Annotated in this window: 12 protein-coding genes and 1 pseudogene; 5 read left to right on the top strand and 8 right to left on the bottom strand. The window is 62.1% G+C overall.

Annotation, left to right across the window (positions count from 1 at the left end; translation table 11 throughout):
* The first annotated feature begins 30 nt into the window (after positions 1–30).
* Genes AAHM44_RS01455 through AAHM44_RS01445 form a run of 3 tightly spaced genes read left to right on the top strand, consistent with a single transcriptional unit; the run spans position 31 to position 5,092 of the window.
* The gene (locus AAHM44_RS01455; RefSeq protein ID WP_342248768.1) at positions 31–1,863 is read left to right on the top strand and encodes a hypothetical protein; all 1,833 of its coding nucleotides are present in this window, start codon (positions 31–33) and stop codon (positions 1,861–1,863) included.
* Positions 1,864–1,919: 56 nt separating this feature from the next.
* Positions 1,920–4,502, top strand: coding sequence for an RHS repeat-associated core domain-containing protein (locus tag AAHM44_RS01450; protein ID WP_342248767.1), 2,583 nt, complete (start codon positions 1,920–1,922; stop codon positions 4,500–4,502).
* Positions 4,502–5,092, top strand: a complete 591-nt coding sequence (locus tag AAHM44_RS01445; RefSeq protein ID WP_342248766.1) for a hypothetical protein — start codon at positions 4,502–4,504, stop codon at positions 5,090–5,092. Before AAHM44_RS01450 ends, AAHM44_RS01445 begins: the two co-directional genes overlap by 1 nt.
* 473 nt (positions 5,093–5,565) lie before the next feature.
* Here AAHM44_RS01445 and AAHM44_RS01440 read toward each other — a convergent pair whose 3' ends face one another.
* Positions 5,566–6,231 (bottom strand): DsbA family protein, encoded by a 666-nt coding sequence (locus AAHM44_RS01440; protein WP_342248765.1) that lies wholly within the window; start codon positions 6,229–6,231, stop codon positions 5,566–5,568.
* Complete coding sequence (locus tag AAHM44_RS01435; RefSeq protein ID WP_342248764.1) at positions 6,228–6,416, bottom strand: hypothetical protein; 189 nt, start codon at positions 6,414–6,416, stop codon at positions 6,228–6,230. The genes AAHM44_RS01440 and AAHM44_RS01435 overlap by 4 nt, the downstream gene beginning before the upstream one ends.
* Between AAHM44_RS01435 and AAHM44_RS01430 the strand changes: the two genes are divergently transcribed.
* Together AAHM44_RS01430 and AAHM44_RS01425 are read left to right on the top strand one after the other, a co-directional pair.
* Entirely contained in the window at positions 6,417–6,944 is a 528-nt protein-coding gene (locus AAHM44_RS01430; RefSeq protein WP_342248763.1) for a hypothetical protein, read from the top strand.
* 185 nt (positions 6,945–7,129) lie between these two features.
* Positions 7,130–8,413, top strand: a pseudogene (locus AAHM44_RS01425) (YifB family Mg chelatase-like AAA ATPase); the annotation flags it as partial.
* Here AAHM44_RS01425 and AAHM44_RS01420 read toward each other — a convergent pair.
* The 6 genes from AAHM44_RS01420 to AAHM44_RS01395 are packed head-to-tail and all read right to left on the bottom strand — an operon-like array spanning position 8,410 to position 15,863.
* Positions 8,410–10,044 (bottom strand): ArnT family glycosyltransferase, encoded by a 1,635-nt coding sequence (locus AAHM44_RS01420; RefSeq protein WP_342248762.1) that lies wholly within the window; start codon positions 10,042–10,044, stop codon positions 8,410–8,412. The pseudogene AAHM44_RS01425 and the gene AAHM44_RS01420 overlap by 4 nt on opposite strands.
* A gap of 25 nt (positions 10,045–10,069) precedes the next feature.
* Positions 10,070–11,452 (bottom strand): glycosyltransferase family 87 protein, encoded by a 1,383-nt coding sequence (locus AAHM44_RS01415; protein WP_342248761.1) that lies wholly within the window; start codon positions 11,450–11,452, stop codon positions 10,070–10,072.
* A complete protein-coding gene (locus AAHM44_RS01410) occupies positions 11,449–11,838 on the bottom strand; it encodes a GtrA family protein (protein ID WP_269574635.1) in 390 nt (129 codons plus the stop codon). The genes AAHM44_RS01415 and AAHM44_RS01410 overlap by 4 nt, the downstream gene beginning before the upstream one ends.
* 4 nt (positions 11,839–11,842) lie before the next feature.
* Positions 11,843–12,787, bottom strand: coding sequence for a glycosyltransferase family 2 protein (locus AAHM44_RS01405; RefSeq protein WP_342248760.1), 945 nt, complete (start codon positions 12,785–12,787; stop codon positions 11,843–11,845).
* The gene (locus AAHM44_RS01400; RefSeq protein WP_269574637.1) at positions 12,784–13,884 is read right to left on the bottom strand and encodes a hypothetical protein; all 1,101 of its coding nucleotides are present in this window, start codon (positions 13,882–13,884) and stop codon (positions 12,784–12,786) included. Before AAHM44_RS01400 ends, AAHM44_RS01405 begins: the two co-directional genes overlap by 4 nt.
* Entirely contained in the window at positions 13,884–15,863 is a 1,980-nt protein-coding gene (locus AAHM44_RS01395) for an SLBB domain-containing protein (RefSeq protein ID WP_342248759.1), read from the bottom strand. The genes AAHM44_RS01400 and AAHM44_RS01395 overlap by 1 nt, the downstream gene beginning before the upstream one ends.
* Between the last annotated feature and the right edge of the window lie 23 nt (positions 15,864–15,886).

Below are 15,886 nucleotides of genomic sequence, written 5' to 3'. Positions count from 1 at the left end.
TGGTCCTTCGGCTTATCTTCTCGCATTGCTATGGCGGTTTCGCTTCTCGCTGCCGGATCTCAGACGGCTTGGGCACAGAGCGATCCGTATGCATACCTGACCGCGACCCAGCCTGCGATTAGCACCCAGGATGAAAACGGTGTGGATTTGGTATCCGGCAAGGCTAATGTCACAATTCCTCTCTTGAGCTTTGCGCCGGAGCTTAGCTCGCTAAAGCTCAATATGCAGCTAGTGATGCCAACGGGAGATCAAGCAATCTCCTTCGCACCCCTAGAGCAGACGGGAGCAAATTTCGGCAATAACTTCCCCTTTCAAGAAAACACGTTCCTGAATGAAAATGTTGGTACTATTAATGCGGTAACGACGCCGCTCGGCAGCGGCATGACTCGAGGACATTACAGCTATATTGTTACAAATCCGGACGGATCCTCTTACTTACCTAGCATCGGGCCGACCCATATAATTTACCTGAGCAATTACTCAGGGGGAGACGGTTATTATACTGCCGATGGCGCGAGCATGCCTGTGAGGGTCGGCCCAACGGGTCAACGATACTTTGATCAGATTAATTTTCCGAACGGCGAAATCTGGCGACTATATACACAGTGGATTACGCGCGACGGCCTGCCCTATGGGCGACTGCGTTCGATCAGCTCTAATCGCGGTGTAACAATTGAATATGAATTTCGATCGGATGACATTACCTCACCTGCTTGGGGAGGCGTGAAACGAGTTCTGTCTTTCAACAAGGCTCAGCTCTATTGCAACGAGGGCGCGCTGGCGCTCTGCTCGAATACTGCAACCGCGATCGACTATGTGGATTTCATCTACAGTGACAGCGACCGCAGCATCCTGATTCGCAGAAAAGGGCAGACGTACGGACGCAAGCTGACCTTTGGAGCTTCGTCGGTCCCTGGGAAGCCGGTGCTTGGCGACATCCTGAGTATCGAAGATACCGGAGTTCCCGGATCGGCGGTGAACTACACCTATGAAACGGTCGGTAGTGAAAATGACGGCTATCTTGAGCGTCATGTATCCTCAGTCACTAAGGGCGGCAACACTTGGAATTACACCTATTACCGGAACATGGAGGAAGGCCGTATTACGGCTCATGGAGTTAGCGATGTAACCGGACCGCTGGGCTTCTGGCGCAATGCAAGCGGCAATCTCACATTTGGTGTGGTTGAAGGGATCGCCGAGAATCTTGGACGCGGCTCTTCGCAGTGGCTGGATAGCTATAACCACTTCGATTACCGGATAGTCGGGGACAGCCAGTCTGAAGGGAACGGCCACACGTACGAGCGAGACGCACGGAACAACATAACCAAAATGACCTTTGTTCCGAAGCCGGGCTCGAGCGATGCCGCTTACTCAATCTCCGCCACCTATCCTTCGGCCTGCACTAATCCGAAGACCTGCAACAAGCCGCTGACGATCACCGATGCGCGGGGCGCGGTCACCAGCTTCAGCTATGACGGTAGCCACGGCGGAGTACTCACCAAAGCCCTTCCCGCGGTGGGCGGCATTTCTCCCCTGGTTCGTTACTCCTACGTCCAGCGATATCCATGGTTCAAGAATGCGGGCGGCGGTTACAGCGCAGGCCCTGAACCCATATGGCTGCTTGCCGACGAGCGCACCTGCCGGACTAGTGCGACGGTCGGCAACTCTTGCGCAGGGGGGACGGCGGATGAGGTCGTAAAGAGTTACGAATATGGCCCGGACGGGACTGCAAATAACCTGATGCTTCGAGGCATCGCGGTAACTGCGGACAGCCAGACGCTGCGGACTTGTTATGTTTATAACGGTCGTGGTGACGTCATCAGGAAGATCAGTCCGCGCGGAACCGGAGGATCCTGCCAGTGATAGGCCTTAAACCATTTGAGCGTTGTGCTCGATTTGCCTTCGCCGCGATGACTTGCGTGGCTCTACTTATTCCGCGGCTGACCCACGCTCAGGACAGCCCGAGTTTTACCATCGATACGCGGTATGATTCCTCAGGCCGTAAAACGGGGGAAATGTACCCAGATCCGGACGGCGGGGGACCGCTGCACAATTCCGGAATCCGCTACACTTATGATTCGGCCGACAGGCTGATCTCGATTGAAGATGGAGTCCTGGGCACTTGGCCAGACGCGTCTGTGGCGGCAGCAGATTGGCCTAATTTCACCGTCAATAAGCGGAAGGACTATTCTTATGATGCGCTCGGCCATAAGGTCAGCGAAAGAGTAAGTAACGGCGCGACCTATCTGCTGACCCAATACAGCTACGATGCGCTCGGTCGGCTTGTGTGCACCGTGGTCCGCATGGATCCGACTGCAGCCAATGCGGATGCTTGCACTCCTGGTGTATCTGCGAGTTTTGGCCCGGATCGCGTCGCTAAGAATATCTACGATACAGCCGGGCGCTTAGTGCAGGTCCGCAGAGCGGTCGGGACAGGCCTGGAGCAGGCCTATGTCACCTACAGCTATACCTTGAACGATAAACAGGAATATATCGTTGATGCCAATGGCAACAAGGCGCGCCTGATCTATGACGGGCATGATCGCCAGGTGCTGTGGCAATTTCCCTCGGCAACTGCGCCTACTGGCTACAATGGCTCGACGCCAGCGAACGCAATCGCGACTTCCGGCGCGGTCAACACCAATGACTATGAAGCCTATGGCTACGACGCGAATGGCAATCGCACCAGCTTTCGAAAGCGCGACGCTCGCACCTTTAGCATTGCTTATGACGCCCTCAATCGGATGACGTCGAAGATCGTACCAGACACCTGCGTCTCGGGCTATGCGTGCACCAACGTGAGCGCCAGTTCGACGCGCGATGTCTATTACAGCTACGATCTACGAGGTTTGCAAACGGCGGCGCGGTTTGATGGCCCGACCGGCGGCGACGCGGTGCTCAACGGTTATGACGGGTTCGGGCGGTTGGCCTCCAGCTCCACAAGCATGGGAGGGGTGAGCCGGAATCTGAGCTATCAATATGACGCCGATGGCAACCGCAGTCGGCTCACCTATCCCGATGGCATTTTCTTTACTTACGCTTATGATGGTTTGGATCGGCCAATCGACGCTTATGAAAGCGGTGTCTACCAGCGGGTGCATTTCGATTGGGACAACCAAGGACGTCGTTCGGGCGAGTGGCGAGGTGCCGTCTATTCGTCGTACGGTTTCGATCAAATCTCACGGCTTCAAAGCATCAATCATGATCTGGTAGGTTCATCGTACGATGTTGCGACGAACTTTGGCTACAATCCGGCGGGTCAGATTGTTAGTAGATCTCGAACCAATAACAGTTACGCGTTCACCGGTTATGTGAATGTTGATCGAGCCTATACGGCCAACGGGCTCAATCAATATGCGAGCGTGGCCGGCAACAGCTTCGCATATGATGCAAACGGTAACCTTATTGCTGATGGTACGACGAATTACGCTTATGATGCAGAGAATCGTTTGGTGGCAACCTCCGAGGGCGTTGCGCTAGTTTACGACCCCCTTGGTCGCCTTTATCAGGTTTACCGCGGCGGGGTCAGCGATACTCGCTTCCTGTACGATGGCGACCAGCTCACCGTGGAATATGATGGGTCGGGCAATCTGCTCCGGCGGTACCTGCATGGTGTAGGCGAGGACGACCCCCTCCTTTGGTATGAAGGGGCGGGGCTTTCTGACCTGCGCAGCATGCAAGTCGATCATCAGGGGTCAGTGGTGTCGGTTGCGGATGCCAACGGCAATGCCTTGGGTATTTATCGCTACGACGAGTATGGCATCCCTGGCGCCAACCAACCGGGACGGTTCCAATACACTGGCCAGGCATGGCTCCCCGAGTTGGGAATGTATTACTACAAGGCTCGCATCTACTCGCCGACGCTGGGCCGCTTCTTGCAAACCGATCCCATCGGATATGATGATCAGGTCAATCTGTACACATATGTGGGGAATGATCCGCTAAACAGCACGGATCCGACGGGCACCGCGTGCAATGATGAAAACGGGCGCTGCCCAACCGCCCAAGAGGTTGAGAGCGCGCGCCGCGCGGCTGTTAGAGATGCGTGGGCGGAGGAAAAGAGGCTGGTACAGGCTGGTGGCGGGACGCGGGCATGGACTCCTGCACAGAAGAAGGAGCTCCTCGAAACGGGGCGAGTTCGCGGCATGGAAGGACATCACAGGAATACGGTGAATGGGAACTCCCTAGCCAGCGCGAGAGATCCAAACAATATCGAGTTCCTCACGAAGAGGGAGCATATTGAGGTGCATATGAGGGCTGGGGGGCATCGAGCGCCTATTCGTGGATTAGAGGGATTGTCCCGGACAGTGCGTTCAGTCGGTTGGTTTACTGATATAACCGGAATGCTATCGGGCAGGATTCGCGTGGACAATTTGGACAACATGATCTCTGATATGTTTGGTTACGAGTCGAGAGAAGACGCGCTGATGAGGATTGCGCAGACCTGTGGAAGGGCCATCGCGATTAAAGTTGCGCAAACCGGGTGGGGAGAGTGCGCCTAATGCGAGCCTATGAGCGTATAATTTCAGCGGCGCACGAATGCGCCGACAATACCAATATTTTGACGGATAACGGGATATTGTTTGTCAAGAAGATTGGCTCCGAACAAAAACTTAGATACCTTCATAAAATATTTCCCAAAAACACTAATAATGATAATTTTATCACTGTTGCAGGATTTGAAGCTCCAAGAGGCTATGATGAATTCTTATCGGAGTGCGGCGGATGTATCTTATTTGACTCCGTTATGCATTTATTTGGGCTTGACAAAAGCCTGAGCAGATCCGTTGACCTTGATGATCAACGCCCTGTTTATATTGGGACTCCGCAGATTGAATTTTCAAGTGAGCGGCCTGATGAATTTATGCGCGAATGGCGCCCGGTGGGCGTCATCGTTGCCAACAATCAAATCTGGATGACTATTAATTCCACCGGAGAGTCCGCCCTTATGGACTCAAGTCGCCTCCTGAGATTTTCATCATTTGATCACATGATCGATCACATAATCTCAGTTCTTATCAGTAAAATTGGCTGCGGCCCCTTCCGCGAAGAGCGTGGTACTGAAATTGAGGAAACCATGTTCATGGCCTAAATGCAGATCAAGAGGCGCTGGTACATGATATACATGTTGCGCCATGAACAAAAGTGGCGCTGATGGTCGAGCCTTCTGCCGCCCGTTCGCGCCAACGCACCAGCAAGGAGCAGCATAAGCCCATCATCAGCCGTTGCTGCCTCGGCCTATTTCCGCCATCGTCAGCGCCATCCAGGCTTCCTGCCCCAAAATCGCGATAATCGCTTTCACTGAACCCGCTCCGCTTCAAGCGTGAGCTTTACTCAAGATCGGTCAGATTTCAGGGGCACGTAACTCCGATCGGTTCATCGCGAATATTCCAGTCGGGCGCCATTGGCATGAGCGCTGCCGTTGCGCATTATCAATTACTCGAATCGAGGGGTTGTAATTGGGTGAATCTTTATTGATGGCACGTCGCTCGCCTTTCCGGGAGGAATTCACTCTGATGTTGATGCACGTCCGCTTCGCGTTCGTCTCCTTCATTACCTGACGGATCACTTCGGCGCGCCTTGTCGAACGGCCTTCACTGCCTCACGCAGGGTTGCAGCATCGATTGCGCCCGGAATGAGATAGTCGCCGATCACCAGTGCCGGGGTGCCCGACAGGCCCATGCGCCGGGCCAGCTGGACGGTGCGGCCGAGGCCAGCATCGATTTCCGCCTGATGCTGTTTCAGGTCGATTTGCAGGCGTTGCCAGTCGATGCCGGCGCGTACGGCGGCCTTGCGGATGTCGGCGGAAGTGAACTTGACCGGCCCTGCCATCAGCGCGTCGTTGAACGCGGCATGCTTACCCTGATAGCCGGCTGCCATCGCCACCCGGGCGCCTTCGACTGAAGCCTCCCCGAAGATCGGCCAGTCGCGATAGACGATGCGTACCTTGCGGTCGCTGGCCAGAAGCTGGTTCAGCGTCGGGTGCAGCTTGCGGCAATAGGGGCATTGATAGTCCGAGAAGACGACGATCGTCACGTCATAGCCCTGCGGCGCGAGGCTAGGCATGGCGGTGTCGTTGACGAGGAGGCTTTTGAGCCGTGCGCCTTCGTCGCTCGCCCGCAGGTCACTCGGCTTGGCTGGGGCGGGCTTCTGCGTTTCGGCGTAGAGCGAGCCAGCCAAGACCAGAACTGCGACGCTGAGGATCAGCCCGGTTCGATATTTTGCGATCATGCGAAATGCGCCTTTCGAGTGGGAGTGCGGGCAGCGCGCCAGACAAGTGCCACGAGCACGAGTGCCACGGCGGGCAGCACGAACCAGTTGATCGTGGCCCAGCCGGAGCTGTGGAGGAGCGAGCCGGCGAAGAAGGAGGCAGCGAGTGGCAGAGTTGCCAGATCGCTCTCGATGCCAATTTGCAAATGTCGGAATCGACCGTGCAGGCGACGGCACTCCTGCTGCCGCCAGGTAAGGTCATTCGGTTTGCGTCCACCAAAATGAGCAAAGTGGCGTTAGTGCATGTACCGAGCGCGTCGGACTCCCGACGTTTGCCACGCCTGATCCTCGAAAATGTTGGATTGGAAGCCATCACCGTGGCTTTCGCTTTGGTCTCGCGCGAACAATTCGTAGCTTCGGAAAAGGCGCTGCGCAATTTTAGCGGGATTCTGCTCGTCGAAGATCCAAGCGGAGACCTTCAGGCCTTCCGGCATACGCATAAAGCCGGCGCAACGCGTTATCGGGGTTGGGAAGCCAATTACTCTCTGCTGCTTCTGGGTACGAAGCGATTCTCTCAGTTTTCGCCGGAGGTCATGGCAAAGATCGAGGCGGATTTGTCACACCCTGATAGCCTCGATCTCAAGGCTTTGGCGGCGGCCGTCACCATCCTATCGCGTGATTTGATCCGCGTGCTGGAGCGTGGCGATGGGCATCGCTTGAAAGAAGATTCATAGCCAAATGACCAAGCCGCCGACAGTGTCGAGAGCCATATGATGACGTTCGCGCCGAGCTCGAACCGCTGCTCAACAGTTTGCTGTAACGAACCTACTCGCCATGTGGCGGCACGCGGCGCCCCGTGAAGGAGAGATTATGCCCAGCCGACCGTGAAATCGAATTGATAGGTTTGGCTTAATACGTGAAAAGCTCGCATTTCGACCTTGCGGTAGCGCTGGCGCTGCTGGGGGCAATGGGCGTGGTCGATGCCGAGACGCTGTCGGGCTATGTCGTGGTCGGCGAGCTGGCGCTGGACGGGCGGATCGCGCCGAGCCCCGGCGTGCTGCTCGCAGCGCTGCATGCTGCCGAGACGGGCAAGGGGCTGGTCTGCCCTGCCGCGCAGGGCCCCGAGGCAAGCTGGGCGGGCCAGGTGGAAGTGATCGCCGCGCCGGACCTGATTGCGCTGCTCAACCACTTCAAGGGGCACCAGCTGCTGCCCGCGGCCGAGGCGGGTACCGTCGATCCGCCGGTGGTCGGGCCCGATCTTGCCCAGGTGAAGGGGCAGGAGACGGCGCGGCGCGCGCTCGAGATCGCGGCGGCGGGTGGACATAACCTGCTGATGTGTGGGCCGCCGGGGGCGGGCAAGTCGCTGCTGGCATCGTGCCTGCCGGGCATATTGCCGCCGCTGGATGCAAGCGAGGCGCTGGAAGTGTCGATGGTCGCCTCGGTCGCGGGGACGCTGCAGGGCGGTCGGCTGACCCGGACGCGGCCCTTCCGCTCACCCCATCACTCCGCCTCGATGGCGGCGCTCACCGGCGGCGGGCTGCGGGTGAAGCCGGGGGAAGTGAGCCTGGCGCATCTCGGCGTACTGTTCCTCGACGAGCTGCCCGAATTCCAGCGCGCGGTGCTGGATTCGCTCCGGCAGCCGATCGAGGCGGGGGTGGTGAGCGTGGCGCGCGCCAATGCGCATGTCACCTTCCCGGCGCGCGTCCAGCTGGTCGCGGCGATGAACCCGTGCCGGTGCGGGCATCTGGGCGACCCGGCGCTGGCCTGTGCCCGAGCGCCGCGCTGCGCGGCGGACTACCAGGCCAAGGTGTCGGGCCCGCTGCTTGACCGGATCGACCTGCATGTCGAGGTCCAGCCGGTGACCGCGGCGGACCTGGTGCTCGATCGGCGGGCGGAAAGCTCGGCCGAAGTGGCGGTGCGCGTCGCCGAGGCGCGGGCGGTGCAGGTGGCGCGCTATAGGGACGTGCCGGCGCGGACCAATGCCGAGGCGGAAGGCGACCTGCTCACCAGCCATGCCACGCCCGATGAGCCGGGCCGCAAGTTGCTGGCGCAGGCGGCCGAGGCGATGCGGCTATCGGCGCGCGGCTATACGCGGGTGCTGCGCGTGGCGCGCACGATCGCTGACCTTGCCGGGGCTGAGGGCGTGGGGCGGATCCATGTCGCCGAGGCGCTCAGTTATCGCCGCCAGGCGCCACGCAGCTAGGGTTTGCGCAGATCGACGATCCGCACGATGGGGCCGCCATGCCGGCCCGGGCTCGGGGCGAAGGTCGCGACGATGCGTCCGCGCGCGATCAGCCGCTGATAGGCGGCATATTCGTTCGGGAAGGTGGTGCGCTCGGCGCGGTACCGGTCATATTGCGTGAGGATCGCAAAGTCGGGGATGCAGAGGGCGGCCTTTTCGGGCGGGAGCGTGCCATAGTCGAGGTTGGAGCGGCTGCCGCGGGCCCGGTCGATCACGGAATAGGGGATCGTCCCGCGGACCAGTCCGCGCGGGTCCACGCAACCGGCGTCGGCCAGCGGGAACAGGAAATGCTGCGGCGCGCTCATCAGGTCATAGGCGAAGTGCTCGATGAGGATGGTAGCGTCCGGCGGAATATGCTGGCGTGCCCAGGCAGAGGCCTGCTGGCGGGTGTCGTGCATGCGCTCGACGCCATCGGACCAGGCGTGCAGCCCGAGCGGCAGCACGGCAGCGAACGCCACGGCGATGGTTATCGCGGTCCGCGCCACCGGCACCGCGAGCGTTCGACGCAGGATTGCCTGAAGAACGACCCAACCTCCCCCGGCAATGATCGCGCCGATCAGCAGCAGCGGCAGGGCCCAGCGCTCCCAGACCAGCTGTTGCGCGCAGAACAGCAGCAGGAAGGCGAGGGCCAGCGGCGCCAGCAGGAAGAGCGGCAGGCGGTGTCGCGGCAATCGCGCGACGCCGAGCAGGAATAAAACAAGCCCGACAATGCCGAGGCCGGTCGCGACCGGGCCGGAGAGATACCACCAGAGATTGTGGAGGAAGTCGCCGCCGGTCGCGCCCAGATGGTGCGGCTGGCTCTCGCCCTGGAGATTGCGCACCACCGTGCGGTAGTTGATCAGCAGATAGGGGGAGACCAGCAGCAGGAAGCCGATCGCCGCCGCCCCGCTGGCGGCGAGCCGGACGATCGCGGTGCGCGCGGGCAGGACGTTGGTGCGCACCGCGACAAGGCTGGCGCCGGCGATCGCGATGCCGGTCAGCGCGAAGGGCCATTTGGTCGCGATGGCGACGCCGAGCCAGAAGGCCGCGCGCAGATAGCTGCGCCAGCGCCCGTTCTCGGCGATGTCGGAACAGGCCTGCAGGCAGAGCAGCATGAAGAAGCAGGCCATGATGTCCGACCGGATCACCTGCGACCAGGCGATGTGCACGGGATCGAACGCGATCAGCAGCGCAGCCACAAGGCCGGCGGCAGGGCCGAAGAAACGCGAAGCGAGCCGCCAGCTCATCCAGATCGTGCCCAGCGCGAAGAGCATCATGGCGACGCGGCCGGGAAGGATCATCCAGCTGGGATCCGCGTAGATCAGCTCGACGAACTTGCCGGCCGAACTCGCCACGCCGGTCAGCAAGGCAAAGGCCAGCACGCCGATATTGACGAGCGCCAGCACATACATGGTGGTGGTGGCCGGGTGACCGAACCAGCCCGGATCGAGCGTCGGTCCGCGCAGCATGCGGATTGCGCCGAGCTCGAACATCATCTCGTCGGGATCGTTCAGCCCGGGAAGGCCGAAGGCGATGCTCGAGGCGCGCAGATAGAAGGCGACAAGGAGGATCGCCAGCAGCATCCAGCGATGGCGCAGGTCTGTGGTGGCCATCAGATCGTCTCGCAGGCGGGGCCCGTCATCGCGGACCTTCTTCGCCCGCCTGCCGCGGCCGGCTGGGGCGCAGCACGCCGGGCAGGACCGGCCAGTCGAAGCGGTAGCGCCAGCGATTCTGCCAGCCCTGGTTGCGGATGTCGGCCACTACCTCGTGGACGGTCTGGATCGACAGCAAGCCGGCGATGATCATGCTGAGGCCGGGGCGCAGCAGCGACATCACGCCAACGCCATATTGGGCGATCACCTCGACATTGGCGAGATAGGAGTAGCGCACCAGCGGCGGCAGCAGGCCCAGCGTGAAGTCGAACGGGATCGACAGGAAATAGGCGATGTACAGCGCCGTCGTCCGCTCGAAGCCGCGACGCTTCTCCATGAAGACGAACACCAGCGTCAGCATCTCGGTATAGCCGCCGGCTTCCGAAGCGCTGAGCGCGAAGGCGATCGCCAGGAAGACGACGCGCCGGGGCGGGACCGCTTCCGGCCGGAGCCAGGCCGCCGCCGCCGCGATCAGGATCGATGCCTGGATGACGCGGGTGAAGATCGTCACGCCGATCACCAGGCCGTCGGCCATGGTCGAGCTCACGACCGTGTAGATCGGGAAGGTCCCGGTCATCAGCGTCTTGAGCGGCAGATAGGTGGCGGGGAACCAGAGATCGAGCGCGGCCTGCGCGCCGAAGCCGGTCGAATAGCTCGTGATGTTCCGGTAGATCTGCGAGGGGCTGCCCTCGCCGAGGATGTACCAGCTCGCCAGATAGATCAGCACCGTGAACAGCAGCATGCCTTCGAACGCCACCCAGCGGCGGCGCAGGAGGGGGGCGACGATCGCGCCGACCAGATAGACTTTGAAGTTCACCGCCAGGCCGGCGAAGAACCAGCGCAGCCAGGCGGATTTCAGCAAGGGGCCGAAGCCGAGCAGGATGCAGGCATAGCAGAAGATCAGCAGGTTCCCGCGCTCGAAGGCGTAGATCATCGGGAAGCCGAAGGTCATCGCGAAGGCGCGGGGCAGGGCGGTGCGCCGATCGACCTTGCGATAGCTCAGGAAGGTGAGCACGACCGTGCCCAGCCACATCGCGGTGAGCGCCACGCCGCCAAGCCAGTCGCAGGCGCGGGCTTCCTCGGAATAGGTCAGCGCATAGCAATGCGGGATCGAGAACATCCGCATGAGCACGAAGGAAAGCGGCGGATAGATGGTCCGCTCGATTTCATAGGCCCCGGGCTTCTGCGACCATCGAGTCAGCGAATACCAGTCCATCCACGTGCCGCTCGGCTCGTAGAAGAAGGGTTGGGGCAGATAGTGATAATAGAAGAAGAACCATGTCGTGTAGCCGATCGCGGCGATGATCGGCAGGATCAGCGCATATTCCATCCAGACGGACTGGCGCACCGGACGTGGCGTCTCCGTCACGCGGTCTTCCTCACGAAGATGAAGTGCTTGAGGATGAAATAGTTGAGGATCGACACCAGCACCGCGGTGATCAGGCCGGCGAGATAGGGCGACTTGATTACCAGCGCGACGCAGGCGAGTGTGGCCAGGCCGATCAGGTAGTTGACCACATAGGACATGGTGAAGCGCAGCTTGGCCGGCCCGGCATCGCGAAACACGTGCCGGCTATAGGTGATGTAGTTGAACGCGACTCCGGCGACATGGGCGACCAGCTGCGCGACGAACATGTTGAGGCCAAGCCAGACGAGGAGCGCATAGGCACCCAGGCCGAAGGCGGTGTTGACCACCCCGGCCTGGTAATAGCGCCACAGCTCGATCAGGCGCTCGCGGGAGAGAGAGATCGCCATGCGCTCATTCCGGCGGGAAGTTGATGCGTTCGCGCTCGAGCACGAGCGGGGTGCCGCGCGTGCGCTCCGAGATGATCCGGACATTGTCGCCCAGCAATCCCAGGAACCCGAACAGCATGGCCAGCTGCGCCTGCACCACCGCGGCGATGAACCAGCCCGCGATCGGACGATCGAGGAAGAAGGCCAGCGTTCCGCCGAGCAGCATCACCAGCGTCATCAGCGCGCCGAACGCGCCGATATAGATCGGAATGCGCAGCAGCCGCTTCGACGAACCGGCAAGCGCCGACATCGCGAAATCGAGCAGGGCGAAGAAGTTGTTCTTCGAGCGGCCACCGGCACGCGGCGGGCGCGGATAGGCGATGGTCTCGAGCCGGTAGCCGGTCTCGACCAGCATGCCGCGGAAGAAGGGCTCCGGCTCCGCCAGCTGGCGGATCGAGCGGACCACGCGGGCATCGTACAGGCCGAAGCCGGTGGCGCCGGGCAGGATCGGATAGTCGCCGAAATTGCGCGCGAGCCAATAGGACAGGCCACGGGTAGCGCGCAGCATCGGGCTGTTGCGCTCCTCGCCCGCGCGGATGCCGAGGATGATGTCGACACCGGCGCGCCAGCGCTCCACGAAGCGCGGGAGCAGCTCGGGCGGGTCCTGGAAATCCGCGCACATGCCCACGACGGCACGGCCGCGTGCCTGGTAGATGCCATAGGTCGGCGAACGCATCTGGCCGAAGTTGCGCGTGTTGACGATCAGGCGGACCCGCGGATCGCGCGCGCAGATCGACTTGACGATCTCGACCGTGCGATCGGTCGAGTCATTGTCGATGAAGATCACCTCGAAGAGGAGCTCCAGCGGCTCCAGCTGGGCGATCACCGCCGCGCAGATCGCCTCGGCATTCTCCTCCTCGTTGTAGCAGGGAATGACGACCGATAGATCGGGCTGCCTCGTGTCGATCATGCCTCTTTCTCGGCGAGCCTGGTCTCGGAAAGCGGCGGGCGCAGCGGATAGAATTCGAGCGCGAGCGCAAGCAGCAGGATCAGCACGCCCAGCGCCAGAGGCCCGAAGTTAAGCTGGCGCTCGCTGTCGATATAGGCCGGCTCGAGGATACGGATCGTGACGCCCGAGGTCAGGTCCTCGACGGACGTGCCCTGCAGGAAGCGCTTGTAGTTCTCGTACAGGCCCTGGGCGATGTCGAGCTCGCGGGAGAGACGCTCTGCTTCCGTCGTCTGGCGGACGACCTGGCCGACCGAGCTGTCCTGCTGCGGCGAGGTGGACTTCGCCACTGCCAGCTGCTGGCGCAGCGCGTCGATCGCCGCGATCATCTGGCGGACGCGGATATTGTCGTCCGTCGCGAACTGCCGCATCGCGTTGAGATCGACTTCCTTCGCGCGGATATCGGCCTCGAGCGCCGGAATCCGGTCGCCTGCCGCATAGAAGGCCGCCTGCGGGCTGCTGTAGCGGGTCGAAAGGCGGAAGGTGTCATAGGCGGTGCGCGCCTTGGACAGGCGCTCGCCCGCTCGCTCGAACAGCTGCTGCAGGATCGCGCGCTTCTGCTCGGTCTGACGGCGGGCGATCAGCGCGAGCTGGCTGCGGACCGCTTCGCCATAAGCCGAGACGACCCGGCGGGCGAACTCGGCATCGCGCTGCTTGAGCTCGATCTGCATGATGCCGCCGCGCAGTACCGTGATGTCGATATGGCGATCGAGCCAGCGATGCACTTCGATCGGCGTGAGCTTGAGGTGCTGCTCGAGGTTGGTCTGCTTGGCGACGATCGTGCGGACATATTCGCTGTTCGCGACCTTCTGGCTCACTTCGATCGCGGCCTGGTTGCCGAACACGCTGTTCACGGCGCCGAGCTGGCCCAGCGTGCCGCTAAGGCCGAGGGTGCCCGGATCGGTCGGCGTCAGGCTGACGGCGGCGCGATATTTCTGCGGGAACAGGGTGAGCGCCGCGCAGATGGCGAGCAGCACCACGAACAGGCCGCGCCGCAGCCATGGATTGCGGAGCACCGGAAGCCGGGTGAGCGTGCCGGTGAGGGAGCGATAGGGCGTCATCAGTTGATCGCCGCGATCGCGAGGGCCGCAATGCCGAACTGCGCGACGACCTGCGAGATATCGCGGATCTTGGCGAGCAGCGAGTAGTTCTCGGTGCGGATCGGCACGAAGATGGTGTCGCCCGGCAGCACCTGCGCGCTCATCGCGCCACGCTTGCGGGTCAGCACCGAGCCATTGGCGCGCACCACGAAGATGTTGCCGCGATCGGCGCCGCGGATGACGCCGCCGGCCTGCTCGACATAGTCGCGGACGCGGATGGCCTTGCCGTTACCGACGATGAACGAGGCCGGGCGGTACACCGCGCCGAACACGCCGACCGTCTCCACGCGCGGCGGGATCACGATGCGATCGTTGTTCTCGACGAGGAGATTGTTCGGGAGCGCGGCATCGACCGGCGTCACGTCGAGCACCAGGCGGCCGTCCGGCTCCTTCTTGCGCAGCTGGTCGAGGAAGGCCTTGGCCGAGGCGACCTGGGCCTGGCGCTGCGTCTGGTCGCCCAGACCGTTGCCGGTCAGCGGGGCGGCGGCGAGAGCCATCTCCATCTGATCGACGGCATCCAGGAAACCACGGCGCTGCTGGGCGCGCACGGTCTCGCGCGAGAAGCGGGTGCCATAGACATAAGCGCGCGGGGTCAGGCCGCCGGCCATCGCGACGACCTCGGCCAGCGGCGTATTCGGCGCCACATAATAGTTGCCCGGCTTGTTCACTTCGCCTTCGATCCGGACGATCGCCTGCTGGCGCTCGAGCGGACGGGCAAGGCTGCCCTGCGGCAGGATCTGGATGATGTCGCCGGCTTCGGTGGCGAAGTTCGATGCCGCGGTGCGCTCGATCTGGCGGCTGCCCACGGAATCCTGATCGGACAGGCGATAGAGGATGAGGCGCGAGTCATCGGCCAGGTTGGTCGGCCCGCCGGCGATGCGCAGCGTGTCGGCAAGGCTCTCGCCCTGTCGCACTTCGTAGATCGCCTCTTCGTTGACGCTGCCGATCACCGCGACCTGACGGCCGACGGCGGGAATGAAGATCACGTCCTCGTTCTGCAGCAGCGGATCGTGCGAGCGGTCGCCGTCGCGCAGGAGCTGGTAGAGGTCGAAATCGGCCACTTCCTGGCCGTTGCGATAGAGCTTGGCCGAACGGAAGCTGCCGCCCGCGGCCGGGCCGCCGGCCTGGAGTATGGCGTTCACCAGCGTCGACAGGCTGTTGACCGAATAGGCGCCTGGATGCGCGGCGAAGCCGGTGACGTAGACGCGGACGCCGCGCAGCTTGGTGAGCGAGACCGAGACGTCATAGCCGCGATACTTGCGCCCGATCGCCGCCGCGATGCGATCGCGCAGGTCGCGGTAGCGCACGCCGACCAGGCTGACGCTGCCGACGTTGGGCAGGAAGATCTTGCCGTCGCGATCGATCTCGGCATCGACGCTGCCTTCCATCGAGCCGGTCAGCGCGATCGAGACGGTGTCGCCCACGTTGAGCGCATAATCGGGCGGGATGGTCGAGGTTGCCGGCGTCGCGAAGTCGCGCGAGCCGGGAAGCAGCAGGTCGCTGCCGAAGCGCTTGAGGTTGCGGCCGGTGACGTCGCGCGCCCAGCTTTCGAACTCGCCGGGCTTCACGGGCTGGCGAAGGCGCATCGCCTCGGTGTCCAGCAGCCCGTCATTCGTGCGGACGCCGCTGTTCTGCGTGGTGCCGACGGTGTCGCGGCTGCTGCCCGAGCGATCCACGGAGATCGGCTCGTACACCGTCGAGGGCGTCGGCGTCGAAGTCGTGTTCTGGTTCTGGCTCTGGCTCGACGAGCTCTGCCCCTGGGTCGTGTTCGTCCCGGGGCTCAGCGGCGAACCCGAGGGCGTGTTCTGATCGATCGTCTGCGCCCAGGCCGGTGCCGAATAGGCAAACAGCGCCAGCGCCGCCGAAGTCGCGGTCAGGGCGGTGCGGATCCGTTGGGAGGGTGCGAACTGGCGCTGCGTGCCGGTCGGGAAATGGGTCATACTGGGATCCGATTGCCTTTGGG

The organism is Sphingomonas sp. OTU376 (genome assembly GCF_038440415.1).
Lineage (GTDB): Bacteria > Pseudomonadota > Alphaproteobacteria > Sphingomonadales > Sphingomonadaceae > Sphingomonas > Sphingomonas kyeonggiensis_A.
This window is presented reverse-complemented; position numbering and strand designations above follow the sequence as displayed.

What these genes read in the sequence shown, in the direction of transcription:
- AAHM44_RS01410 (WP_269574635.1), bottom strand. Translation starts at nt 11,838, where the DNA reads ATGGCGATCTCTCTCTCCCGCGAGCGCCTGATCGAGCTGTGGCGCTAT.
- AAHM44_RS01430 (WP_342248763.1), top strand. Translation starts at nt 6,417, where the DNA reads ATGTCGGAATCGACCGTGCAGGCGACGGCACTCCTGCTGCCGCCAGGT.
- AAHM44_RS01420 (WP_342248762.1), bottom strand. Translation starts at nt 10,044, where the DNA reads ATGGCCACCACAGACCTGCGCCATCGCTGGATGCTGCTGGCGATCCTC.
- AAHM44_RS01455 (WP_342248768.1), top strand. Translation starts at nt 31, where the DNA reads ATGGCGGTTTCGCTTCTCGCTGCCGGATCTCAGACGGCTTGGGCACAG.
- AAHM44_RS01405 (WP_342248760.1), bottom strand. Translation starts at nt 12,787, where the DNA reads ATGATCGACACGAGGCAGCCCGATCTATCGGTCGTCATTCCCTGCTAC.
- AAHM44_RS01400 (WP_269574637.1), bottom strand. Translation starts at nt 13,884, where the DNA reads ATGACGCCCTATCGCTCCCTCACCGGCACGCTCACCCGGCTTCCGGTG.
- AAHM44_RS01395 (WP_342248759.1), bottom strand. Translation starts at nt 15,863, where the DNA reads ATGACCCATTTCCCGACCGGCACGCAGCGCCAGTTCGCACCCTCCCAA.
- AAHM44_RS01445 (WP_342248766.1), top strand. Translation starts at nt 4,502, where the DNA reads ATGCGAGCCTATGAGCGTATAATTTCAGCGGCGCACGAATGCGCCGAC.
- AAHM44_RS01440 (WP_342248765.1), bottom strand. Translation starts at nt 6,231, where the DNA reads ATGATCGCAAAATATCGAACCGGGCTGATCCTCAGCGTCGCAGTTCTG.